This is a genomic window from Rhizobium sp. SRI_017, from assembly GCF_057586295.1.
On the sequence record NZ_JBYCZP010000001.1, the window covers coordinates 1 to 20,891 of the forward strand.

At 61.6% G+C, this 20,891-nt stretch carries 21 protein-coding genes and 1 pseudogene; 13 read left to right on the forward strand and 9 right to left on the reverse strand.

Annotation, left to right across the window (positions count from 1 at the left end; all coding sequences use genetic code 11):
* From AC2YI2_RS00005 to AC2YI2_RS00025, 5 genes and pseudogenes are all read left to right on the forward strand, one after another.
* Window positions 1–211 (forward strand): annotated as a pseudogene (locus AC2YI2_RS00005) (GGDEF domain-containing protein); the annotation flags it as partial.
* Window positions 212–279: 68 nt separating this feature from the next.
* Window positions 280–1,278, forward strand: coding sequence for an NAD(P)H-quinone oxidoreductase (locus AC2YI2_RS00010; protein WP_487384359.1), 999 nt, complete (start codon window positions 280–282; stop codon window positions 1,276–1,278).
* A gap of 42 nt (window positions 1,279–1,320) precedes the next feature.
* A complete protein-coding gene (locus tag AC2YI2_RS00015) occupies window positions 1,321–1,632 on the forward strand; it encodes a type II toxin-antitoxin system HigB family toxin (protein ID WP_487384360.1) in 312 nt (103 codons plus the stop codon).
* Between the two features lie 8 nt (window positions 1,633–1,640).
* Entirely contained in the window at window positions 1,641–2,021 is a 381-nt protein-coding gene (locus AC2YI2_RS00020) for a helix-turn-helix domain-containing protein (protein WP_487384361.1), read from the forward strand.
* A 125-nt stretch (window positions 2,022–2,146) separates the two neighbouring features.
* Window positions 2,147–2,836, forward strand: coding sequence for an HAD family hydrolase (locus tag AC2YI2_RS00025; protein WP_487384362.1), 690 nt, complete (start codon window positions 2,147–2,149; stop codon window positions 2,834–2,836).
* A 237-nt stretch (window positions 2,837–3,073) separates the two neighbouring features.
* Here AC2YI2_RS00025 and AC2YI2_RS00030 read toward each other — a convergent pair whose 3' ends face one another.
* Window positions 3,074–3,655 (reverse strand): hypothetical protein, encoded by a 582-nt coding sequence (locus AC2YI2_RS00030; RefSeq protein WP_487384363.1) that lies wholly within the window; start codon window positions 3,653–3,655, stop codon window positions 3,074–3,076.
* A gap of 180 nt (window positions 3,656–3,835) precedes the next feature.
* Here AC2YI2_RS00030 and thrC point away from each other — a divergent pair, with 180 nt between their 5' ends.
* Genes thrC through AC2YI2_RS00050 form a run of 4 tightly spaced genes read left to right on the forward strand, consistent with a single transcriptional unit; the run spans window position 3,836 to window position 10,161 of the window.
* Window positions 3,836–5,293, forward strand: a complete 1,458-nt coding sequence (gene thrC / locus AC2YI2_RS00035; protein ID WP_487384364.1) for a threonine synthase — start codon at window positions 3,836–3,838, stop codon at window positions 5,291–5,293.
* 21 nt (window positions 5,294–5,314) lie between these two features.
* Complete coding sequence (locus AC2YI2_RS00040; RefSeq protein WP_487384365.1) at window positions 5,315–6,616, forward strand: M16 family metallopeptidase; 1,302 nt, start codon at window positions 5,315–5,317, stop codon at window positions 6,614–6,616.
* Window positions 6,617–6,637: 21 nt separating this feature from the next.
* A complete protein-coding gene (locus AC2YI2_RS00045; protein ID WP_487384366.1) occupies window positions 6,638–7,249 on the forward strand; it encodes a GNAT family N-acetyltransferase in 612 nt (203 codons plus the stop codon).
* 59 nt (window positions 7,250–7,308) lie between these two features.
* On the forward strand, window positions 7,309–10,161 hold the full coding sequence (locus tag AC2YI2_RS00050) for an EAL domain-containing protein (RefSeq protein ID WP_487384367.1): 2,853 nt from the start codon (window positions 7,309–7,311) through the stop codon (window positions 10,159–10,161).
* Between the two features lie 38 nt (window positions 10,162–10,199).
* Here AC2YI2_RS00050 and greA read toward each other — a convergent pair whose 3' ends face one another.
* A complete protein-coding gene (greA, locus tag AC2YI2_RS00055; RefSeq protein ID WP_487384368.1) occupies window positions 10,200–10,682 on the reverse strand; it encodes a transcription elongation factor GreA in 483 nt (160 codons plus the stop codon).
* Between the two features lie 191 nt (window positions 10,683–10,873).
* Between greA and AC2YI2_RS00060 the strand changes: the two genes are divergently transcribed.
* The gene (locus tag AC2YI2_RS00060) at window positions 10,874–11,296 is read left to right on the forward strand and encodes a hypothetical protein (RefSeq protein WP_487384369.1); all 423 of its coding nucleotides are present in this window, start codon (window positions 10,874–10,876) and stop codon (window positions 11,294–11,296) included.
* Between the two features lie 20 nt (window positions 11,297–11,316).
* Here the strand turns inward: AC2YI2_RS00060 and AC2YI2_RS00065 are convergent, their stop codons facing one another.
* Window positions 11,317–11,505 (reverse strand): hypothetical protein, encoded by a 189-nt coding sequence (locus tag AC2YI2_RS00065; protein WP_487384370.1) that lies wholly within the window; start codon window positions 11,503–11,505, stop codon window positions 11,317–11,319.
* A 482-nt stretch (window positions 11,506–11,987) separates the two neighbouring features.
* Between AC2YI2_RS00065 and AC2YI2_RS00070 the strand changes: the two genes are divergently transcribed.
* Window positions 11,988–12,977, forward strand: a complete 990-nt coding sequence (locus tag AC2YI2_RS00070) for a potassium channel beta subunit family protein (protein ID WP_487384371.1) — start codon at window positions 11,988–11,990, stop codon at window positions 12,975–12,977.
* Between the two features lie 1,036 nt (window positions 12,978–14,013).
* Here the strand turns inward: AC2YI2_RS00070 and AC2YI2_RS00075 are convergent.
* Window positions 14,014–14,622: a YqgE/AlgH family protein gene (locus tag AC2YI2_RS00075; protein ID WP_487384372.1), complete on the reverse strand. Its 609-nt coding sequence runs from the start codon at window positions 14,620–14,622 to the stop codon at window positions 14,014–14,016.
* Window positions 14,623–14,751: 129 nt separating this feature from the next.
* Here AC2YI2_RS00075 and AC2YI2_RS00080 point away from each other — a divergent pair, with 129 nt between their 5' ends.
* Window positions 14,752–15,561 carry a protein-disulfide reductase DsbD domain-containing protein gene (locus AC2YI2_RS00080; RefSeq protein ID WP_487384373.1) on the forward strand — a complete coding sequence of 270 codons (810 nt, stop codon included), beginning with the start codon at window positions 14,752–14,754 and terminating at the stop codon, window positions 15,559–15,561.
* Between the two features lie 48 nt (window positions 15,562–15,609).
* A complete protein-coding gene (locus AC2YI2_RS00085) occupies window positions 15,610–16,095 on the forward strand; it encodes a redoxin family protein (RefSeq protein ID WP_487384374.1) in 486 nt (161 codons plus the stop codon).
* Between the two features lie 61 nt (window positions 16,096–16,156).
* Here AC2YI2_RS00085 and AC2YI2_RS00090 read toward each other — a convergent pair whose 3' ends face one another.
* From AC2YI2_RS00090 to AC2YI2_RS00110, 5 genes are all read right to left on the reverse strand, one after another.
* Entirely contained in the window at window positions 16,157–16,645 is a 489-nt protein-coding gene (locus AC2YI2_RS00090; RefSeq protein ID WP_487384375.1) for a copper chaperone PCu(A)C, read from the reverse strand.
* 51 nt (window positions 16,646–16,696) lie between these two features.
* Window positions 16,697–17,074: a hypothetical protein gene (locus AC2YI2_RS00095; protein ID WP_487384376.1), complete on the reverse strand. Its 378-nt coding sequence runs from the start codon at window positions 17,072–17,074 to the stop codon at window positions 16,697–16,699.
* Between the two features lie 95 nt (window positions 17,075–17,169).
* Entirely contained in the window at window positions 17,170–19,365 is a 2,196-nt protein-coding gene (locus AC2YI2_RS00100; RefSeq protein ID WP_487384377.1) for an esterase-like activity of phytase family protein, read from the reverse strand.
* A 101-nt stretch (window positions 19,366–19,466) separates the two neighbouring features.
* Window positions 19,467–19,910: a ribonuclease HI gene (gene rnhA / locus AC2YI2_RS00105; RefSeq protein WP_487384378.1), complete on the reverse strand. Its 444-nt coding sequence runs from the start codon at window positions 19,908–19,910 to the stop codon at window positions 19,467–19,469.
* Complete coding sequence (locus tag AC2YI2_RS00110) at window positions 19,907–20,881, reverse strand: homoserine kinase (protein ID WP_487384379.1); 975 nt, start codon at window positions 20,879–20,881, stop codon at window positions 19,907–19,909. The genes rnhA and AC2YI2_RS00110 overlap by 4 nt, the downstream gene beginning before the upstream one ends.
* Window positions 20,882–20,891 lie beyond the last annotated feature (10 nt).

Consider the following 20,891-nt stretch of genomic DNA (forward strand, 5'->3'; position numbering starts at 1 on the left):
CTACATCCTCGGCCATCGCCGTGACGGTGTCGAAGCGAAGATCCCGCTGATGCGCTGCTCGATCGGCGTGATGGAACTGCCTGCGGGCGTCGTCGTCAGCGATATCGACCGCATCAGCAGCGAAATCGCCCATGTGAAGGCACTCGCCAAGAAGAGCACCGCGGGGTTGAGCGTCACCCGCTTCGGCGACGCTCTTGCCGCTGTCGCCTGATGATCCCGCAGGCTTTCATTCGTCGCTGAACCGGCCTATCTCTCCGAACATGCAATCCGGAGACTGCCATGGCCCTTCCCTCAGAAATGCGTTTCATCGATCTGCCGCAACCGGGCGGTCCCGAGGCCATGACGCTCGCGACCGGGCCTCTGCCCGAGGTAAGGCCGGGTGATCTCCTGATCCGCGTCGAGGCATCAGGCGTCAATCGCCCGGATGTCGCCCAGCGCTCGGGCAGCTATCCGCCACCGCCAGGCGCGAGCCCGATTCTCGGCCTCGAAGTCGCCGGCGAAGTGGTGGCCGTCGGCGAGGGCGCACAGGGTTTCTCCATCGGCGACAAGGTCTGCGCGCTCGCCAATGGCGGCGGCTATGCCGAATATTGCACCGTGCCCGCTACCCAGACCCTGCCCTGGCCGAAGGACTATGATGCGATCCGCGCCGCAGCCCTGCCCGAGACCTTCTTCACCGTCTGGGCCAATCTTTTCATGATGGCCGGCCTGAAAGCCGGCGAGACAGTGCTGATCCACGGCGGCTCCAGCGGCATCGGCACGACCGCGATCCAGCTCGCCAAGGCGATCGGCGCGACGGTCTTCACCACCGTCGGCAATGAGGAGAAGGCCGAAGCCTGCCGCAAGCTCGGCGCCGCCAGGGCCATCAACTACAAGACCGAAGATTTCGCCGCCGTCATTAAGACTGAGACCAAGGGCGGCGTCGACGTGATCCTCGACATGATCGCCGCCGCCTATTTTGAGAAGAACCTCGCGTCCCTGGCGAAGGACGGCCGGCTTTCGATCATCTCCCTCCTCGGCGGAGCCATCGCGGAAAAGGCCAATCTCGCGCCGATCATGGTCAAGCGCCTGCACCTCATGGGCTCGACCATGCGGCCGCGCTCCGCCGCCGAAAAGCAGGAAATCCGCGACCAACTGCGGGAGCGAGTCTGGCCGCTCATGGAGGCTGGCAAGGTCGCGCCGGTCATCTACAAGATGTTCGATTTCGAGGAGGTCGTCGACGCGCACCGACTGATGGAATCGAGCGACCATATCGGCAAGATCATGCTGAAGGTTGCTTAGCGAATCTTGTTTCCAGATTGGGAACATGCTATTTGAGAGTGAATGCATGTAATCGCCAAATCGGCCCTGGTGGAATTCTGGGATCGGCAGCCAGCCGGCGCTCCTCGGAGTTCGGCAAAGGCAGCGATGATGGAGTGGTATACGACCGCCTCGGATGCGAACTGGAAAGATTTCGCCGAACTCAAGAAGACCTTCAACTCTGCTGATTACGTGGCCGATGGGAAGGTCGTGTTCGACATAGGCGGCAACAAGTATCGCCTCGTGGGCCTGATCGGCTTTAGAACGAAACGCGTCTTCGTTCTCTTCGTCGGAACCCACGCGGAATATGATCGGATAAACGTTGCAGACCTGTAGGAAGCCCAATGCTTGATCTTTCTGTCCTCCGGACGTTACAGAGCGAAGAAGAATATCGAGCGGCATTGAAAGCCGTGCGGCCGTACTTCGAGAAAGAACCCGCCGCCGGCACGCCCGAGGCCGGGCATTTCGACGCATTGGTGCTGCTCATCGAGCAATATGAATCACGGCACTATGAAATCCCACGCGCGGCTCCGGTCGATGTGTTGAAGTCGGTGATGGTCGCCAATAACTACAGCCGCGCCGATCTCGTCGAGATCGTCGGTTCAAAATCCCGTGCGGCGGACCTTCTCAATGGTCGACGGGAAATCAATCTCGACCAGATCCGCAAGATTAGCCGCGCCTGGGGCATCCCGGCTGGCGCGCTCGTGGGAGTGACAGCGGCCTGAATTCTACAATTTCCGCTGTCACTCGGGGCAGCAGCTCAACACGCCTCTCCCCGACCGCATTGTCACCAGGGCTGTTATCGTGTACCCAGCCGGGAGATCCCATTTCCCCACGAGAACGAAGATAGATGCCTGGTTTTGACCTGATCCTTTTCGATTGCGACGGCGTGCTCGTCGATTCCGAGATCATCGCCGCCGAAGTGGAATCGAAGCTGCTGCGCGATTCCGGCTTCGATATCACCGCGGAAGACATGTGCATCCGGTTCGCCGGCATGGACTGGAAGAGCATCCTGCTGACGATCGAGCAGGAGGCCGACATTCCGATCTCGGCCCAGCTTCTCGACAAGTCGGAGAAGCTGCTCGACGCAGCTTTGGCCCGCCGCGTCAAGATGATCGAAGGCGTGCCCTTCGCACTGTCGAAGCTGCGCGAGCAGCGCTGCATCTGCTCGAATTCCTCGACGCCGCGGCTCGACCTGATGCTGACCAAGGTCGGCCTCAAGCCGTTCTTCGAAGGCCATATCTATTCCGCCAAGGATCTCGGTCCCGACCGGACAAAGCCGCGCCCCGACATCTATATCCATGGCGCCAAGCAGTTCGACGCCGATCCTTCGCGCTGCCTGGTCATCGAGGATTCGGTGCATGGCGTGCATGCGGCCCGCGCGGCCGGGATGCGGGTGATCGGCTTCACGGGCGGCAGCCACACCTATCCCACCCATGCCGACCGGCTGATCGACGCCGGCGCCGAAACGGTGATCGCGCGCATGGTGGAACTTCCGCAGATGGTCGAAGCGCTGAAGAGCTTTAACGAGCTGGTGTAATTGGGATTTACCCCTCACCAAGCGCGCCCAGGCATTCGACCTCTGGTCTCATGCGGGCTTGCTATCCTCTCCCACAAGGGGAGAGGTAGGGTGCCGAACGCTCTGCCCCGGTTGAGGCGAAGCTCTGCCGCGGTTACCTCTCCCCTTGTGGGAGAGGATACGAAGGCCCGGTGAGCAAAGCGAACCGTTGGCCGAAGTTGGTGAGGGGTCAGTCCCACAGCCGCGGGGTGCCACCCCTCACTTCGTATTATACGGACCCTCGTCGATCCCAGCATAGAGCCGGGTCATCGTGCCGATATTGGCCAGCACCACATTGTCCTTGGTGAAGGTGAATTGGGTGCTGCCCTGGCCAGCCGGGACCGTGACCTGGAATTTCGTCAATTCGGAATAGAGCGTGGCGTCGCCGTCGGTCGCCGCGACCCGGAGCGGCAGCGTGTAGGTTCCATCCTTGCCGGACGGCCCCGTGATGACACGGCCACGGACGACGACGGTGACGACGAGGCCCTCGGCCGTCCTGTGGCACTGGCGGGTCGTGGCGTCGAGCGTTGCCTGGATCACCAGCTTGTTGGGATCGGCAAGGCCCTGCACGTCCTTCTTCACGCCGCGGACATATTCGCGATAGACCGCAGTGCCCTCGCGCAGATAGACCTGCGGGCAGGCGCCCTGCATGACGACGATATTGGGATCGTTGCCGGCGGTATCGCTCTCTTTCTTTTTGCTGACACTGGTGAACAGGCCGCTGGTGTCAGTGGAACTGCAGGCGGCCAGCGCAGCCAGGAGCCCGAGCGCGACTATCTTCTTCACAACACTGCCAGACACGTCTACGCCACCCCATCGTCTAGGCCGAAACCAGTCCCGGCTTCAGCAATCAGTCGCTATTTCAGGCCTTTTCATGGCCAAGGAGATCGGTCTATATCAGCCGCGAAACAAAAAATCGACTGAGCCGCACAATTATTCAAGCCAAAAACCCCGGCTTTCCGGACGCAATCCGGACAGGCCATGACGCGGGTTGTTGCTAGAACATGCGGCGACGGACACGAGCTTTTTCGAGGATACGACGTGCGCTATGTTTCGACGCGGGGCGAAGCCCCGGAACTGAGCTTCTCCGACGCATTGCTGACCGGGCTCGCCCGCGACGGCGGTCTTTATGTGCCGAAGGAATGGCCACATTTCTCCAAGAAGGAGATCCGGGCCCTTCGTGGCAAGAGCTACCAGGAGATCGCGCTCGCGGTGCTCACGCCTTTCGCCGGCAAGGATGTGGGCGAGGCCGATCTCAAGCAGATGATCGATGCGGCTTACGCGACCTTCAAGCATCCGGCCGTTGCGCCGCTGGTGCAGAGCGGCGCGAATTCCTTCATCCTCGAACTTTTCCACGGCACGACGCTCGCCTTCAAGGATGTGGCGATGCAGCTGCTCGCGCGGCTCATGGACCATGCGCTCGCCGCCCGTGGCGAACGCGCGACCATCGTCGGCGCGACCTCGGGCGACACCGGCGGCGCCGCGATCGATGCCTTCGGCGGCCGTGAACGCACCGACATCTTCATCCTGTTCCCGCATGAGAAGGTCTCGCCGGTCCAGCAGCGGCAGATGACCACGACCACGCATGGCAATGTCAATGCCATCGCTGTCAGAGGCACTTTCGACGATTGCCAGAACCTCGTCAAAGCGATGTTCAATGACCACGGCTTCCGCGACAGGATGCAGCTTGCCGGCGTGAACTCGATCAACTGGGCGCGCATCATGGCCCAGATCGTCTATTATTTCACGGCCGCGATCTCGCTCGGCGGCCCCGACCGCAAAGTCTCCTTTACGGTGCCGACAGGTAATTTCGGCGATATCTTTGCCGGCTATGCAGCCAAGCGCATGGGCCTGCCTGTTGGTAAGCTGGTGGTCGCCACCAACGAAAACGATATCATGACCCGGACGCTGAAGACCGGCCGCTACGAGATGAAGGGTGTCAAGGCGACGACCTCGCCGTCGATGGATATTCAGATCTCGTCGAACTTCGAACGCCTGCTGTTCGAAGCCTATGACCGCGATCCGCAGAAGGTCCGTGCCGCCATGGACGGCCTCAAGCAGTCGGGCGCCTTCGAGATCGAAAGGCATGCGATGAAGGCCATTGCCAAGGACTTCCGCGCCGGCCGCGTCAGTGAAAAACAGGTCGCCAAGACCATCAAGGACACGCTCGCCGAGACCGGATACCTGCTCGATCCGCACACCGCCGTCGGCATCTTCACCGCGAAAAAGTTCGAGAAATCCAACGCTCCGATGGTCACTTTGGCCACCGCGCACCCGGCAAAATTCCCCTTGGCAGTAAAAACCGCTTGCGGTATTGATCCAGCCTTGCCATCGTGGCTGGACGGACTGATGCAAAGGGAGGAGCGCTTCGAAGTGCTGGATGCGGACATTAAGACGGTGGAAGAGTTCATCGCCCAGCGTGCCCGGATCGGGAACTGACGCGGCGCCGTTTTAGAAGCGATGAATGTTGAAGTAACCAGGCTCCCCTCGGGGCTTACCGTCGTCACTGAAACCATGCCGCATCTGGAGAGCGTCGCTCTCGGCGTCTGGGTCAAGTCGGGTTCACGCAACGAAGCTGAGGATGAGCATGGTATCGCCCATCTTCTTGAGCATATGGCCTTCAAGGGCACGGCCCGCCGCTCGGCGCGCGACATCGCCGAGCAGATCGAGAATGTCGGCGGCGAAGTCAATGCCGCCACGTCTACCGAATCCACATCCTATTACGCCCGCGTGCTTCGCGATGATGTCCCGCTCGCGGTCGACATTCTCGCAGATATCCTGATCGAGTCCGCCTTCGAGGAAGACGAACTGGAGCGCGAAAAGAGCGTCATCCTGCAGGAAATTGGCGCAGCCAACGACACGCCTGACGACGTCGTCTTCGACAAGTTCTCCGAGACCGCCTTTTCCCATCAGACGATCGGCCGCGCCATTCTCGGCACGCCGGAATCGGTGATGGGCTTCGAGCCCAACCAGATCCGGCGCTACCTCGCACGCAACTATCTCTGCGAGCGCATGTATGTCGTCGCTGCCGGTGCTGTGAAGCATGACGAGTTCGTGACCGAGGTCGAGAAGCGCTTCTCGGGCCTCCCCACCCAGTCCTCCGTGCCGCAGATTATCGAGCCGGCGCGCTATATCGGCGGCAGCATCCGCGAGGCGCGCGATCTCATGGACGCCCAGGTCCTGCTCGGCTTCGAGGGCAAAGCCTATCACGCCCGCGATTTCTATTGCTCGCAGATCCTCGCCAATGTGCTCGGCGGCGGCATGTCGTCGCGCCTCTTCCAGGAAGTGCGCGAGTTCCGCGGCCTCTGCTACTCGGTCTATGCCTTCCACTGGGGCTTCTCCGATACCGGCATCTTCGGCATCCATGCCGCGACCGGCGGCGAGAACCTGCCCGAACTGATGCCCGTCATCATCGACGAGTTGAGGAAGTCGTCCGAGGCAATCCATCAGTCCGAGATCGATCGTGCCCGCGCGCAGATCCGCGCCCAGCTCCTGATGGGTCAGGAAAGCCCGGCCGCCCGTGCCGGCCAGATCGCCCGCCAGATGATGCTTTACGGCCGTCCGATCTCGAATACCGAACTGATGGAGCGACTGTCGGGCATTACCACCCAACGCCTGACCGATCTCTCGGGCCGTCTGTTCTTCAACACGACGCCCACGCTTTCGGCCATCGGACCGGTTGACGAGCTCGCCTCGATGGACGAGATATCCCAGCTCCTCAATGGCAGCGCGACTGCGGGGCACAAGACGGCAGCCGAATAAGACGGCATCCAGGCGGCAGGTATGGCAAGATCAGTCTTCGGTTTCTTGGCCAAGCCCGGTGCGCCGGAGGAGGCTTCAGGCCGGGACCATTATCTTCGCCTCCCGCGCAATGCCGACTACAAGGCCTGGCACAGGCTCAGAAGCGACAGCCGCAGCTTCCTCGAAAAATGGGAACCGAGCTGGGAGCCGGACGCGCTCACGGAGGCCAATTTCCGCGCTCGCGTCATCCGCTCAGCCCAGGAATTCGCCTCGGGTGTCGCCGTCCCGCTTTTCCTCTTCTCCCGCAGGGATCACGAACTCGTCGGCGGGCTCACCATCGGCCACATCCGCCGCGGCGCGGCGCAATCCTGCATGGTCGGTTACTGGATGGGTGAGCGCTATGCCGGACAGGGACATATGACCGCAGGGCTCCAGCTTGCGATCGACTACATCTTCGGCCAACTTGCCTTGCACCGGATCGAGGCAGCCTGTATTCCGGAAAACGACCGTTCCATCCGACTGCTTGAAAAAGCCGGATTTCAGCGTGAAGGCTATATGAAAGAATATTTGAAGATCCGGGGGGAGTGGCGCGATCACCTGCTCTTTGCCCTGATTTCCAGTAATCAGAACAAGAGCGGGAAGCCAGTCATCTGATGTCTTATTCGAGGGAGCAGCAAGCCTCCGGCCGGGGCCGGGTTGGCGCATGCCTGGGCATGCTGCTTTTTCTCGTGCTGTCGCTTCTGCCGATCCAGGCGATGGCACTCGAAGCGGTGAAAATCTCGCGGGAAGACAAGGCGCTCGACCTCACCAAGGTGATCGAGATCCATTCCAATCAGGGTGAAGCTTTCCAGGTCTCGACCGCCGCCGGCACCGACGGAATCGTCCGCCGCATCGAGGTGCGGGCGAGCTCCGAGAGCCATGCCGGCGACTGGGCGGTCTTCGCACTTGCCAATGTCTCCGACGAGCAGCTCGAACGGTTGATCGTCGCACCGCATTACCGGCTGGTGAACTCAAAACTGTTCTGGCCCGACCTCGGCTCCGACCGCATCATCTCGATCACGCCGAGCGAAGGTTTTGCGCTCGACCGCGAACCGTCCAACGACGCCGACGTCTTCTCGATCACGCTGAACCCGGGCGCCGTCATCACCTTCGTGGCCGAGATCACCTCGCCGCAGCTGCCACAGCTCTATCTCTGGGAGCCAGAGGCCTACAAGGACACGGTCAACGCATTCACGCTCTATCGCGGCATCGTGCTCGGCATTGCCGGCCTGTTGGCGGTGTTCCTGACCAATCTCTTCGTCATCAAGGGCACCTCGATGCTGCCTGCCACGGCCGCGCTCGCCTGGGCCGTTCTTGCCTATGTCTGCGTCGATTTCGGCTTTCTCGAGCAGCTCTTCGGCCGCAATGCGCTCGACGAGCAGATATGGCGATCGGGTGCGGAAGTGGCGCTCGCCTCGGGCCTCGTCATCTTCCTGTTCACCTATCTCAATCTCAGCCGCTGGCATGCCAATCTTGCCTATGCGACGCTTGCCTGGGTGCTGGGCCTCGGCACGTTGTTCGGCGTGGCGATCTACGACCCATCGATCGCCTCCGGCATCGCGCGCATGTCGTTTGCGCTGACGGCGCTGGTCGGCATCGTGCTGATCGTCTTCCTCGGCTTCAACCGCTACGATCGTGCGATCCTGCTGATCCCGTCCTGGCTCGTCATCATCGCCTGGATGCTGGCGGCCTGGCTCGCCATCAGCGGTCAGCTCGACAATGATATCGTCCAGCCGGCGCTGGCCTTCGGCCTGGTGCTGATCGTGCTGTTGATCGGCTTCACGGTCATGCAGCACGCCTTTGCCGGCGGTGCCTATCAGCAGGGTCTGTTCTCCGACCTCGAACGCCAGTCGCTGGCGTTGACCGGCTCCGGCGATACGATCTGGGATTGGGATGTGGCCCGCGACCGCGTCACCACCATCCCCGATATTGCGCTGAAGCTCGGCGCCGTGCCTGGCGCGCTGCATGGCCCGGCGCGCAACTGGCTGCCGCGGCTTCATCCCGATGATCGCGACCGATTCCGTGCCACGCTCGACATTCTCCTCGCCCAGAAGCGCGGCCGGCTGTCCCACGATTTCCGCCTGCGCGCCGAGGATGGCCAGTATCACTGGCTCTCGATCCGCGCCCGGCCGGTGCTGGCGGGCAATGGCGAGATCAGCCGCTGCGTCGGCATCGTCGCCGACGTGACCGAGCAAAAGAACATCATCAATCGCCTGCTCAACGACGCCCTGAGCGACAATCTCACCGGCCTGCCCAACCGCCAGCTCTTCCTCGACCGCCTGCAGGCCATGCTGGCGCTAGCCGGAGCCGACGAGAGGATGCGGCCGACGGTGATGACCATCGATATCGACCGCTACAAGCAGGTCAACGACTCTCTTGGTATTGCAGCTGGCGACAATATCCTGATCGCGCTGACCCGTCGCCTGCGCCGCCTGCTCAAGCCGCAGGATACGCTCGGCCGCCTTGCCGGCGACGAATTCGGCATCATCCTGACCTCCGAAACCGACCCCGGCCGTGTCGCCGATTTTGCCGATGCCGTCGCCAAGGCGATCTCAGTGCCGATCAATTTCGCCAATGACGAATTCGTGCTGACGGCCTCGATCGGCATTGTCTCCTGGACCGATCCGAGCGTGAATGCCGAGGGCCTGCTCAACGACGCGGAACTCGCCATGTATCGCGCCAAGAAGTCGGGCGGCGACCGCGTCGAGCCGTTCCAGCCCTCGTTCCGCATGGCCGTCTCCGACCGTCTGCAGCTCGAAAGCGACCTCCGCCGCGCGCTTGAGCGCAAGGAAATCTCGATGGTCTACCAGCCGATCGTGCGGCTTGATGATGCCGAGATCGCCGGCTTCGAGGCGCTGATGCGCTGGGACCACCCGCGCCGCGGCAATATCCCACCGGGCGAGTTCATCCCGATCGCGGAAAGTTCGAATTTCATCTCCGAGCTCGGCATGTTCGCCATCGAGCGCGCCACGGCGGATCTCTCAATCTGGCTCGCGCAGATGGGCGATATTCCATTTTTCATGTCGGTCAATGTGTCGAGCACGCAGTTGATCAATTCCAATTTGGCCGACGACGTGCGCCGGGCGCTCGCTCATGCCGATTGCCCGCCGGAGCGGCTGAAGCTGGAACTGACCGAAACCATCGTGATGGAGAACCCGGAGCAATCGCGCCTCGTGCTGGAGAAACTGCGCGAAGCCGGCGTCAGCCTCGCCATCGACGATTTCGGCACCGGCTTCTCGTCGCTCGGCTACATCACCCGGTTTCCCTTCGATACGATCAAGATCGACAAGGCGCTGATCCGCGACCCCTCGGAAAAGCGCGACGTGCTGCTCCGATCCATCGTCTCCATGGCCAATGAACTCGGCATGTCACTCGTCGCCGAAGGCATCGAGAGCGAGGAAGACGCGATCAAGCTCGGCGAGATGGGCTGCCAGTACGGCCAGAGCTTCTATTTCGGCCCGCCGATCGGCTCGGATTCGGTGCAGCGATTGTTGAGGGAACGCTTCCCGCTGCTCAAGCGCGGATAAGCGTCCTGATCCGTCATTTCGGCAACGCGCCTTCGGCACTACCCGATCGCGGTAATCTCCAGCTCCTGGTCGCCGACGCTGATCACATCCCCGACGGCCTTGCCCATCAACCCGCGCGCCACCGGCGACACGAAGGAGATTGATCCGGCCTTCGGATCGGCCTCGTCCTCGCCGACGATCCGGTAGGTCTGCACCCGCCCGTCGTCGCGCTCGAACGTCACCGTGCTGCCGAAGGCAACCACCTCGAAGGAGGTCGGGCTCGGCATCAACTGGGCCGTGCTGACCCGCTGGGCGAAATAGCGCGCGTCCCGGAGCGGGATCGCCGCCTGCCGCCGCCGCTCGTTGACATCCTCGATCGCATTGGTCGCCTCATAGGCGTCGCGCGCCTCAAGAAGCTGTTGCTCCAGCGCCTTCAGACCCGTTTCCGTCACAAGGTTCGGATGCGGTGATATCTCACGGTCGGGAAGCTGGGTTTCCGAAGCTGTTTCGGCACTCTCTTCCTTCATGAAGGCAACGCTCAATGTCGATCTCCGTCCTGCGCCCTGGCCAAGCGTTCATTGATGCCAGAATCATAAACCAGACCCTTAGATAGGAACGCAAGCGATGGATCGCCAATCGCGACGCTCGGCAGCAAAAGCAGGCAGGTACTGAATGCGGTGGCTCACTGAAACGTACCCTGACCATTCGATATCAGCCGACTCGGAGGTCCATGATGCGCACGGCCACTCTCGCCCGGAAATTCACCCTGCTCACTGCCGCGTCAATCCTCGCGGCCTCGGCATCTGCCGCTCATGCGCGTGACCCGGTCGGCAAATATTGCGGCGAACTCCTGTCGTCCGGCGTGGCGTCGGAGGTGGAGACCCGCTTCGTCCGCAACGTCAGCAACGGCACGATCACCGGTTCCTATGTCTTTGACGATCTTGGCCAACCGGCCGAGGGCATGCTGGCGGAAGCCGGCGACGATGGCGATGGCAACGACCTGACCCGTCTCTTCATCTGGCGCGACAAATATGGCTACGGCAGACTGGTCCTGACATTCACGCCGGATTTCTCCGAATTCCAGGGCAAGTGGGGCGATACCGCCTCGGCCACCGCGCCGTGGAACGGCAAACGCTGCAGCAGCGTCAGCAGCTGACGCCGAACCAGCGCTGCTGCCTAAGCCGCCAACATTCCGGCGCGCGCGACATGCGCGTGGATCGCATTGCGGGCATCGGCAAGCGACGAAAATCGCCGGCCATCAAGGCCCATGACATGGAATTTCACGGCGAGGAAGGTGAATGAATCATCCCGGGGCACGAGAACCCCGACCGGGATGCCGGCATATTCGACGACCTGCTTGAGCATGGCTGTTTCCGGACGCGCCGGACTCCTTGTTGTCAGTGGGGGAAGGCACGCATGTCTGCGTCACATTCGCTCGCGACAACCACGCTTGGCACCGATCATACGGGGAGACGGCATGCTTGCGCACAGTTCCATCGCAATCTCCTTTCCGGTTTCAGCATCGCCGCTTCGACGGCGTAGGGTGAAGACTATATTATCTACCAAAATTGTCAATTACAATGATCGTGGATTCGGAATAATTTTCCGTCTTACGTCTTTTATGCACTGCAATATGAAATCCTGTTCTCGAAAACTTAAACATCCGAGATCGCTCATGAACGATTCGCTGCTCGCTCTTGGCCGCTGCTCGATTTGGCAAGAGATCGGCGACCGTGTCGATCACCTCGCGTAATTGGGGTGATGAGCGATGCGGCTGTTGGCCTGAGAGCAGACTTCCGGTAGAAGGCGCTCTCCTATCCCAACGCCGCATCGCAAGAGGAATCCCCATGGAATATCGTCGTCTTGGAAAATCCGGCCTCAAGGTCAGCGAGTTCTCGTTCGGCTCCTGGGTCACCTTCGGCAAGCAAGTCGACGGCGGCGACGCCGTCTCCCTGATGGCGCATGCCTATGACAGCGGCATCAACTTCTTCGACAATGCAGAGGGCTATGAGAGCGGCAATTCCGAGATTGTCATGGGCCAGGCGCTCAGGACGCTCGGCTGGAGCCGCGACAGCTTCGTCGTCTCAAGCAAGGTCTTCTGGGGTGGTTCGAAGCCGACGCAGCGCGGCCTGTCGAACAAGCATGTCACCGATGCGGCGCACGCCGCGCTCAAGCGCCTGCAGGTCGATTATCTCGACCTCTATTTCTGCCATCGGCCGGATATCGATACGCCGATCGAGGAGACGGTGCGCGCCATGCACAATCTCGTCACCCAGGGCAAGGTGCTCTATTGGGGCACGTCGGAATGGTCTGCCCAGCAGCTGACCGAGGCCTATGCCGTGGCCCGCCAGCACGGACTGACGCCGCCGACCATGGAACAGCCGCAGTATAATATCTTCGAGCGCCAGAAGGTCGAAGCCGACTACCTGCCCCTCTACGACCTGATCGGTCTCGGCACGACGATCTGGTCGCCGCTGGCATCGGGCATCCTGACCGGCAAATACAACAACGGCACCCCCAACGACAGCCGCCTCAACCTGCCGGGCTATGAATGGCTCAAGGAGAAGTGGTCGAGCGAAGCCGGCCGCGACCAACTCGCACAGGTTCGCGAATTGACGGCGCTCGCCGAGGAAATCGGCCTGTCGATGACTCACCTCGCCCTGCTCTGGTGCCTCGCCAACCGCAACGTATCGACCGTCATCCTCGGCGCCTCTCGCCTGTCCCAGCTCGAGGACAACCTCGCGGCGCTGGACGGCAAGGCCAAGCTGACACCCGATGTCATGGCCCGGATCGACGAGATTGTCGGCAACAAGCCGGCAGCGCCGCAGCGGTTTTGATGGGCCTGCCGGCATCCTGGTCCTAGACAGATTACCCCTCACCAACTCCGGCCAAGGGGAGAGGTAGGGGTGCCACATGCGCGGCCTTCGCACGTGGCGAGGCGTTGCCGCGAGTCTACCTCTCCCCTTGTGGGAGAGGATAGCAAGTCCGAACGAGACGAAGTCGAGTTCTGGACGCTCTTGGTGAGGGGTGATAAATTCTCCCAAAATTTCCGCGCATTCACCAGCAAAAACAATCCACTAACCTCGATTTTCCACGGGGTTCGAAGCCATGCGAGAATCACTCAGTCCCGTATCGGCTACCACGCATGGCGATGCGTCGAGGCGGGGCCGGTGCCTGGTGTGGAGAGACGACGCAAAGCTCCATGCCCGGGCCCGTCGCAGAAAATGGTCCTCCTCGGTGCTGAAAAAGGTGCCGGCGTGCCTGTGAGGCATAGGAGGCATCGGATGCCAGGCGGGTTGATGGTCCCGCAAGCCCGACATGCCAGCGATGGATGGCGGGTCTCACATCGCGGGCGTGGAGGCTGAACAAGCGTCTGCGTACCCAAGGCATCCGGTGACGCAGAAGGACCGGAGTTGCGCGGGAAAAACCACCGAACGGGGCACGGAAACGGGCCTTATCGGCTGCCGCGAGGCAGTCATTACTAACGTGGCACGGTTTCGTGCCCCGGCCGACATCCTTTGCGAAAGCGGGGGAATCGGGAGACGTGCATGGTCAAACCACGGGGCAGGAAGGCTGGCGTGAACGAGGAGGTATGTCTGGATGAAAGTGCAAGAGATTTACCCCTCACCAAGCGCGCCCAAGCCTTCGCCTGCGGCTCATACGGGCATGCTATCCTCTCCCACAAGGGGAGAGGTAAAGTCGCGGTTCCGCCTCGCGACAAGGGAAGGCCGAGCTTGCGGCGCCCTACCTCTCCCCTTGTTGGAGGGGATAGTAAGCCCATGCGAAGTAAAGCTGAGCACTTGGGCACACTTGGTGAGGGGTTGTTTCGATGTCTGCATCAACGGGCTCGGCTGCGCTCACGCCGACCGTTCCTCACCCATGCCCCGCCTGCATCGAAAGCATTGCCGGATGAATGCCCATCAGCGCCAGGGCGCGCTCATACTTGTTGTCGAGACCATGATCGAAGATCAGGTTCTCGTCGGCCGGGCAGGACAGCCAGCCATTGTTGGCGATTTCGTTTTCGATCTGGCCGGCGCCCCAGCCGGCATAGCCGAGCAGCAGCGAGGCCTTTTTCGGGCCCCTGCCCCGCGACATGGCGCGGATGATGTCGACGGTGGCGGTCAGGCAGATCTCGTCGCTGACGGGAATCGAGGATTGTGTGAGATAGTCGTCCGTATGCAGCACGAAGCCGCGGCCGGATTCGACCGGGCCACCCTTCTGGATCGGGAAATCACGCGTCTCGTCGGGCAGGAGAATTGCATCCTCGTCGCCGACGATCTTCAGATGCTGGAGGATATCGACGAAGCTCAGCTGCTGCGGCTGATTGATGATGAAGCCCATGGCGCCTTCGGCGGAATGGGCGCAGATATAGATCACGGCGCGCGAAAAATTGCTGTCGGCCATCCCCGGCATGGCGATCAGGAACTGACCGTCAAGGAAGCCACGCTCGCCCTTGCACTTCAATGTCTGCAGATCAACCATGCGCGCAGCCTATCAATTCGCGGTGAAATGAAAAGGACGAAGATGCGCATGGCGCGAAAATTTCGTACTAAAGCCCAATTGCGACCGCAAGAATTCACTTCGATCGCTGCCACCGGAATTGCCCGCCTCATGCCTTTCGTCCGCGCTATCCTCGCAATTTTTCTCGCTTTTCTCGCGCTCGTCCCGCTCTCGGCGCATGCCGCCATGGCGCCCTGGGCGACCTCCGAGGGTGGCCGCATGCGGCTCGTCGCCCTCTCCCAGCCACGCAATGGAATTGTCACCGCACTGGTCCAGATCGAACCAAAAGCCGGCTGGAAGACCTATTGGCGCAATCCGGGCGCGGCCGGCATGGCGCCGGAACTCGACTTTTCCGGCTCAACGAATCTTACACTGAAGTCGATTTCCTACCCGGTTCCGGAGATCGGCCAGGACGAGGCTGGCCGCTTCATCGGCTACCATCGCCCGGTAAGCCTGGTCATCGAATTCGAAAAACCCAATGAGACTGCACCGGCGGCGATCGACCTCAAGGCGCTGATCGGCATCTGCGAAGCGGTCTGCCTGCCCTTCATGGCCGAATTCAAACTGTCGCTTGATCCCACTATTCCCGAGGGCGAGGAATTTTCCGCATTGATGATGGCGCAGTCGGAAATGCCCGAGAAACCGCGAGCCGACTTCGCCGTCCGAAGCCTGAAGAAATCGGCGGACGGCAAATCGCTCGTTGCCGATGTCCTGATACCCGATGCGACCGGCGTCGAAGTCGTGGCTGCGGCATCCCGCGGCGTCGATCTCGGCAAGGACCCGACGGTCACGGTCGAGGGCCGCAATGCCAAGGTCATCGTCCCCGTCAAGCAGATCGAACAGACCGGCGAGCCTCACCAGATCACCCTGCTCGTCAAGTCGGGCAAACGCGCCATCGAGACCACGCTGGCCCTCGACTAGCGCCCAGGAATATCCGACAACCACAACCACTCACATTGGAGACATAGTATGACGATTGCGATCGGCGACACCATTCCTGCAGCAACTCTCAAGGAGAAGACCGCCGACGGCGTGTCCGACATCGATCTCTCTGCCTTCCTCAAGGGCCGGAAGATCGTGCTCTTCGCCGTGCCCGGCGCCTTCACACCCACCTGCTCGATGAATCATCTGCCGGGCTTCCTGGAAAACCGCGACAGCTTCTATGCCAAGGGCGTCGACGAGATCGTCGTCATCGCGGTCAACGACCATCATGTCATGCAGGCCTGGGCAAAGCATTCGGGCGGCGAAGGCAAGATCCGCTTCTTCGCCGATGGCTCGGCCGTCCTCACCAAGGCGCTGGGCCTCGAAAATGACATGTCGGCCGGCGGCATGGGCATCCGCTCCAAGCGCTATTCGATGCTGATCGAAGACGGCAACGTGACCCAGCTCAATCTGGAGACCGTCCCCGGCCAGGCCGAGGTTTCGGGTGCAGCGACACTATTGGGGCAACTTTGAGACTGTGACATTGAGAATAGGGCGAGCTCCCGGGCCGTTGCCCGGGCACTCGCCGCCATAGTCACTGCGTCTGGTGATGCTTATGGGCGTCATCGCCCGGCTTGGCGGCGTCGACCTTGAACTCGACGTCGATGGCGCCGGCCTTTTCGAAGGTCAGCGTCGCCTTCACGGTCTCGCCTTCCTTGAAGGGCGCCTTGATGCCCATGAACATGACATGCAGGCCGCCCGGCTTGAGCTCGACGGTCGCACCCGGCGCGATTTCGAGACCATCGGGGATCTCGCCCATCTTCATGACGCCATCCTCCACCTTCATCTCATGGACCTGGATCATGTCCGAAACGGTGGAGGTCACCTTCAGGAGGCGGTCGGGCTCGGTGCCAGTGTTGGTGATCTTCATGAAACCGCCGGCGACAGGCTGGCCGGCAAGCGTTGCCTTGGCCCAGGGGTGCTTGATTTCGAGATTGCCCAGCTTGTAGCCGTGGGCGAGTGCCAGCGTTGCGGAAAAAGCGACGGCGAGAAGCGTCGTGAGGACGCGGGTGAACATGGTCATGGATGTCTTCCTTCGAATTCGATTGGTCCGGCGCAGGCCTGCGCCACGGGTTCAAGCGATGAGCGAAGGTGGGCCGCGAACGGGTGAGCCGGGTCGCGGAAGGGCGCTGCAGAGGAAAGCCGTGCGGAGCGAGAATTCGATGCCGCGGAAATCCTGTGCTGCAGACGCATGGTCCGCCGGCGGCGCCGGCAGCAGGACATTGGAGGCGAGTCGGCAGGCTTCGCAGCCGAGCCTGGATTTACCCGGCTTGCCCTGATCGGTATCACCGCAGAGATCAGCAAAACTGCCATCGGGCAGAGCGTAATAGCTGCTGGCGGGATTGAACGCGGGCGCAGCATAGACCGGCTTGTGCGCGAAGCCGAGCGACAGCAGCAGCGCGGCGCAGAAGATGCGCAACCAGATTGCCGTTCTCGTCGAATTTGCCGTCATGAGCGTCCCTGTTCCGGATCGCTCTAGCGCGCGGCGGCGCAAATGGCAATGCGGATGGCGGACCGGCCAGATAGCCGGTCCACCGTGTTCGAAGCTCAGTTGGTACCCTTGACGTCGACCGGGAAGAACAGCGTCTCGCCCGAGGAGTCATCGACGCCATCATTGTCGGTCACGGCATAGGCCTTGCCCGAGGCGTCGAAGGCGAAGCCTTCAAGCTTGTCGACGACGTAGCCGTTGAGCGCCTTGAGGTCCGGGATGAAGTCATGGACTTCTTCCTTCTTGACGAGCGGCAGTTCGCCACCGAGCTTGGCCGGCTTCAGCGTGGACAAGGCAACGCGGTAGAGCTTCTTGAGCTTGGCCGCATCGCCGATCTGGTTGTCGCGCTCGATGATGTAAGCGAAACCGTCATGGAATGCGATCTCGGAGAGGCCGACCCAGCCTTCGGCGGCCGCTTCGAGCGGGTAGCGAACGGCGCCCCATTCCTTGGACGACGGTTTGTAGGAGACGAGCTTGACGGTGCCCTTCGGATCGTCCTTCCACTCGCGCTGAACAGCCATCCAAAGAACGGTGTTGTCGCCCGTGCCGTCGACGGCGATGCCTTCGAAGCCGAAGCGGGTCTCGCCAGCGAGCAGTTCAGGCGGAAGTGCGATCTCTTCCTTGATCTTGCCCTTCTTGTCGACGTGGTAGAGGCCATGCGGGACCAGCTTGTCGGAATTGCCTTCCGAAGCCAGCCAGAAACCGCCTTCGCCATCAGTCGCGATGCCTTCGACATCGAGCTTCTGGGCGTTGGCACCGTCACGCTTGATGAGAAGCTTGTCGGTGATGACAGCCGGTGAGCGTGTCGCATCGATCGTGAAGATCGCGGGCTGGCCGCCATAGACCGAGTCGGACACGGCATAGAGCTGGCCGGGCTTTTCCGGAACGGCAGCGAGGCCGGACAGAGCGCCCCAGCCGATGACCGCGCCGTCCTTGTCTTCCGAGACGAGCTGCGGATAAGCCGGCGTGCCTTCTGCCATCTCATAGATCATGACATGCGAACGGGCGAGGCCATCCTCGACGAGGTCGACTTCGTTGGCGGTGGCGAGCAGCTTGCGCGACGGAATGGCGACCGCGCCTTCCGGCGAGATGCCCGACGGCAGGATCTGCATAAGAACAGGCTCACCGCCGGTATCCTTGTAGACGGCGACGACCGAGGCCCGCTCGGCGAGAACGGCGAAATATTTCTGGCCGTCGATCTCGAAAGCTTCCAGGCCTTCCGGCTCAATGCCCTTGGGCTTGGCGCGCTTCTCGGGGAAGTGGCCGAGGCGGGCAACCGCGAGTTCGAGCGAAGCGCCGGATTCGTAGAGAACCTTGCCGGTCGAATCGAAGATGGTGAAGCTGCGCGAACCGCCTTCGTAGTCGCCTTCATTGGCAACGACGATGCGGCTGTCGTCCAGCCACTTCACGGCATCGGGCTCACGCAACACGCCCTCTTTCTTCTCGGAGAAATCGAGCTTGCCGTCTGTGGAGGCGTCGATGCCTTCGAGGTCGGTCTTGCCGGCAGAGAAATGGGTCTTCACCGTGCCGGTATTGCCGTCGATGATGACGATCTCGTTGTTTTCCTGCAGCGTCAGCGCGATCTCGTTCTTCGCATTGATGGCAACGAATTCCGGCTCCGGATCGTCCGCGGCGACGCCGGCAATACCCGTAAGCACGACATGCTTGATCGCTGCGCAATCGGCAGCGCCGTCCTTGAGCGGCACGATCACGAGGTCGCCGGCCGGCATCTGCGGGATCACGCCGTCGTTGACATCTTCGTCACGCTCGTTCTCGATCGCGATGACGGCAATGGTCTTGTCCTTGGAGACAGCGATCGAGTCGGGCTGGCCGCCGAGATCGCAGGAGGCCTCGACTTTCTTGGAGGCGAGATCGACGGTCTCAAGATTGCCGGTCGGATGCAGCTTGTCCTTGCCGGTATTGACGGCGACGAGCGCCTTGCCGCCGAGGACGGCGACCGAGGTCGGCTCGCCGTCGAGCATGACCGAGCCGAGCGCCTTCGGCGCATGGGCGTCGGTGATATCGATCAGTCCGATCGCCTTGAGCGGGCTCGACGTGTAGACGAGCGTATTGCCATCTTCGGTCGCCGCGATGATTTCAGCTGATGTTACCGACTTGGCGTCAACATCAGCAGGCGTGTTGGACGCGACCGCGAAGGAGGCCACGCGGTTGAACACCTGCTCGGCCTGGGCAAATGCGGCAGTCGAAGCCAAGAGAGCCGCGACTGCCGCCGCAATTGAAAAGTGTCTCGTCATGGAAAGTCCTCCGTGTTGTTTAGGAGGTATTTGCGCATGTGCATGACAGGCAGATGACAAGGCGATGTCAGATGGATTTGTCGACAGGCATCCTGGTCGATCTAGAACCGCTTCTTGAACGGCGCCATGCCCTCGCGAGCGAGCTCGTCCGCGCGCTCGTTTTCAGGATGACCAGCATGACCCTTGACCCAATGGAGAACCACCTTGTGGCGGTGCTGGGCTTCTTCCAGCGCCTGCCAGAGTTCGACATTCTTGACCGGCTTCTTGTCAGCGGTTTTCCAACCGTTCTTCTTCCAGCCGTGGATCCACTTGGTGATGCCATCCTTGACGTAGACGCTGTCGGTGTAGAGGTCGACTTCGCAAGGGGCCTTCAGCGCCTGAAGAGCGGAGATCGCGGCCATAAGCTCCATGCGGTTGTTGGTGGTGTTGGCTTCACCGCCATTCAACTCTTTCACCGTGTCGCCATAGCGCAGAATGGCGCCCCAGCCGCCCGGTCCCGGATTGCCCGAGCAGGCGCCGTCCGTGAAGACATCGACTTGCTTCATGCCGTCACCTTATCGAGGCCGTATTCGGCGACATCCAGCACATTCTGGTGGAAGCGCAGCTTGCGGAGATATTCCTTGGGGTCCTTCTTCGTCACCATTGCGCCCGGCGGTGTCATGATCCAGTCGTAGAGGCGGGTGAGGAAGAATCGCAATGCCGAGCCGCGGCAGAGGAGCGGCAGGGCTTCGGCCTCGGCGGCGGAGAGCGGTCGCACCGACTGGTAGCCCTCGATCAGGGCCATGCCCTTGGTGATGTTGTAGGACCAGTCCTTCTCGAAGCACCAGGCATTGAGGCAGACCGAGAGGTCGTAAGCGAGGAAATCGTTGCAGGCAAAATAGAAGTCGATCAGACCCGAAAGCTTGTCGTCGAGGAAGAAGACATTGTCGGGGAAGAGATCGGCATGGATGACGCCAGATGGCAGGTCGGTCGGCCAGTGGCTTTCAAGATAATCGAGTTCGGCCGAGATTTCGCCCTTCAGTCCCGTCTCGACCTCGTCGGCCCGGGCCTCGGACTTGTCCCAGAGCGGCCGCCAGCCGGCGACGGAGAGTGCGTTCTTTCGGGTGATCTCGAAACCCTGGCCGGCGATGTGCATGCGGGCCAGTGCCTCGCCGACCTGGCGGCAGTGATGGGCAGCAGGCTTTCTCAGCCACATGCCTTCAAGGAAGGAAATCAGGGCGCCCGGCCGGCCGGCGAGTTCGCCGAGCAATTGTCCATCCTTCCGCGCCACGGGCAGCGGGCAGGACAGGCCGCGGTCGGCGAGATGCTGCATCAGACCAAGGAAGAACGGCAGATCGGCCGGGTCGACGCGCTTCTCGTAGAGCGTGAGGATATAGGGCGCCTTGTCGGTATGGAGCAGGAAATTCGAGTTCTCCACGCCCTCGGCGATGCCCTTGTAGGACATCAGCGAGCCCGCGTCATAGTCACCAAGGAAGCGTCCGAGTTCGTCTTCGGTGATATCGGTATAGACTGCCAACGAACGGATT

Bases quoted from the DNA above. Each gene is read 5' to 3' on its own strand.
- rnhA (WP_487384378.1), bottom strand. From the start codon at position 19,910: ATGAAGCAAGTCGATGTCTTCACGGACGGCGCCTGCTCGGGCAATCCG.
- AC2YI2_RS00040 (WP_487384365.1), top strand. From the start codon at position 5,315: ATGAATGTTGAAGTAACCAGGCTCCCCTCGGGGCTTACCGTCGTCACT.
- AC2YI2_RS00075 (WP_487384372.1), bottom strand. From the start codon at position 14,622: ATGGTTGATCTGCAGACATTGAAGTGCAAGGGCGAGCGTGGCTTCCTT.
- AC2YI2_RS00020 (WP_487384361.1), top strand. From the start codon at position 1,641: ATGCTTGATCTTTCTGTCCTCCGGACGTTACAGAGCGAAGAAGAATAT.
- AC2YI2_RS00065 (WP_487384370.1), bottom strand. From the start codon at position 11,505: ATGCTCAAGCAGGTCGTCGAATATGCCGGCATCCCGGTCGGGGTTCTC.
- AC2YI2_RS00070 (WP_487384371.1), top strand. From the start codon at position 11,988: ATGGAATATCGTCGTCTTGGAAAATCCGGCCTCAAGGTCAGCGAGTTC.
- AC2YI2_RS00010 (WP_487384359.1), top strand. From the start codon at position 280: ATGGCCCTTCCCTCAGAAATGCGTTTCATCGATCTGCCGCAACCGGGC.
- AC2YI2_RS00100 (WP_487384377.1), bottom strand. From the start codon at position 19,365: ATGACGAGACACTTTTCAATTGCGGCGGCAGTCGCGGCTCTCTTGGCT.
- thrC (WP_487384364.1), top strand. From the start codon at position 3,836: ATGACGCGGGTTGTTGCTAGAACATGCGGCGACGGACACGAGCTTTTT.
- AC2YI2_RS00015 (WP_487384360.1), top strand. From the start codon at position 1,321: ATGCATGTAATCGCCAAATCGGCCCTGGTGGAATTCTGGGATCGGCAG.
- AC2YI2_RS00095 (WP_487384376.1), bottom strand. From the start codon at position 17,074: ATGACGGCAAATTCGACGAGAACGGCAATCTGGTTGCGCATCTTCTGC.
- AC2YI2_RS00090 (WP_487384375.1), bottom strand. From the start codon at position 16,645: ATGACCATGTTCACCCGCGTCCTCACGACGCTTCTCGCCGTCGCTTTT.
- AC2YI2_RS00085 (WP_487384374.1), top strand. From the start codon at position 15,610: ATGACGATTGCGATCGGCGACACCATTCCTGCAGCAACTCTCAAGGAG.
- AC2YI2_RS00045 (WP_487384366.1), top strand. From the start codon at position 6,638: ATGGCAAGATCAGTCTTCGGTTTCTTGGCCAAGCCCGGTGCGCCGGAG.
- AC2YI2_RS00060 (WP_487384369.1), top strand. From the start codon at position 10,874: ATGCGCACGGCCACTCTCGCCCGGAAATTCACCCTGCTCACTGCCGCG.
- AC2YI2_RS00050 (WP_487384367.1), top strand. From the start codon at position 7,309: ATGCTGCTTTTTCTCGTGCTGTCGCTTCTGCCGATCCAGGCGATGGCA.
- AC2YI2_RS00080 (WP_487384373.1), top strand. From the start codon at position 14,752: ATGCCTTTCGTCCGCGCTATCCTCGCAATTTTTCTCGCTTTTCTCGCG.
- AC2YI2_RS00025 (WP_487384362.1), top strand. From the start codon at position 2,147: ATGCCTGGTTTTGACCTGATCCTTTTCGATTGCGACGGCGTGCTCGTC.